At 70.5% G+C, this 1,278-nt stretch carries 2 protein-coding genes; one reads left to right on the forward strand and one right to left on the reverse strand.

Annotated features, from left to right (window positions below):
- The coding region (locus Adu01nite_RS40450; RefSeq protein ID WP_203734654.1) for a hypothetical protein at nt 1-248 on the forward strand (248 nt) is incomplete at its 5' end.
- A gap of 421 nt (nt 249-669) precedes the next feature.
- On the opposite strand, the gene Adu01nite_RS40455 is transcribed toward Adu01nite_RS40450, so the two are convergent.
- Nucleotides 670-1,074 carry a GNAT family N-acetyltransferase gene (locus Adu01nite_RS40455; RefSeq protein ID WP_203734655.1) on the reverse strand — a complete coding sequence of 135 codons (405 nt, stop codon included), beginning with the start codon at nt 1,072-1,074 and terminating at the stop codon, nt 670-672.
- Between the last annotated feature and the right edge of the window lie 204 nt (nt 1,075-1,278).

Consider the following 1,278-nt stretch of genomic DNA (forward strand, 5'->3'; position numbering starts at 1 on the left):
TGTCGCTGTCGCTGTCGCTGTCGCTGTCGCTGTCGCTGTCGCTGTCGCTGTCGCTGTCGCTGTCGCTGTCGCTGTCGCTGTCGCCCACCGCAAGCCAAGCCGCCTCGCCCACCAAGCCGGCGGCTGCAGCCCGCGATCTTGTAAATCTGCTGCACGCCATGCGCACGAAATCGACAGTTTTCTGCGTCAAGCCCGACCCGGCGCCTTATGAACCGGCTTCGCCGCCCGGCCACCCGCGATCTTGTTGAGTTACGTCGCCTTCGAATCAGCAACTCGTCAAGATCGGCCCGTCACGGAGTAGTCGGTCGCCGGAGCGTGGCCCGTCACGGAGCCGTCGCGTGCGCGAGCGCCACAGCCCGGCCCGCCGTCGGCTTGCCCGCCGCCATCGCACAGGTAGAGGCCATCCGCGGCCGGATGGCCGGCTGTCGTGCGCGCCGGCCTGGTGAGCGGTGCACATTCCGTCGAGCCTTCTTGTCGAGGCAACCTGTCGGCGGGGCTTCCCCGTGGCCGGCAGCCCGTGGCCGGCAGCCCGTGGCCGGCAGCCCGTGGCCGGCAGCCCGTGGCCGGCAGCCCGTGGGCGCGAGCGTTGCGTCGCGTGGTGTGGTGTGGGCGGCGGGCTGTCGTCGGGAGGCCGCGCAGACGCTGTCTTGGTGTCGGGTGGTGCCGGGTTTACAGGGCGTTTTCCATGATCAGGGTGGGGCGGCCCTTCGCCCGGTCGGGGCGCAGGTCGATTCGGCGATAGCCGAGCGCTGCCCAGAACGGCTGTGCGTCCGTGTTGGCGACCAGGACGCCAATGCGGACGGCGGTCGCGGCGGTCGCTCGCAGGCGATCCTCGATCGCCCGGACCAATCCCCGGCCGTGGCCCTGGCGGCCCAGTCGTGCGTCGACCATCAACAGGCCGATCCACGGGTGACCGTCGACCGGGTGGCGCAGCAACAGGTGGGCGAAGCCGACGACCTGGCCGGTCGGGTCGCGGCCGACCACGGTCTCGCTGCCGTCGGCGTCGGCCTCCGCCGCCAGCATCTCCGCGATTTGGGCACGCGTCGCGGTCGCCGGTTCCAGATCGCCGCTCACCTGCCAATACCCCGGCTGAGACAAGCAGACGTCAACGAGGGCGGGCACCTCCGAAGCGGAGTGGCTCGCAGACGCCAAGTTGATCATGCTTCTGCAGTCAACCGTCCAGTGCCGTGAAGATCCTGGCCACCGCCGTCGCGCTGATCGCCACTACGGCTGTGCTGGTGGTCGCGGTCGCCGCAGTGGTCGCGGTGACCGCGGTGG

Source organism: Paractinoplanes durhamensis (assembly GCF_016862175.1).
Lineage (GTDB): Bacteria > Actinomycetota > Actinomycetes > Mycobacteriales > Micromonosporaceae > Actinoplanes > Actinoplanes durhamensis.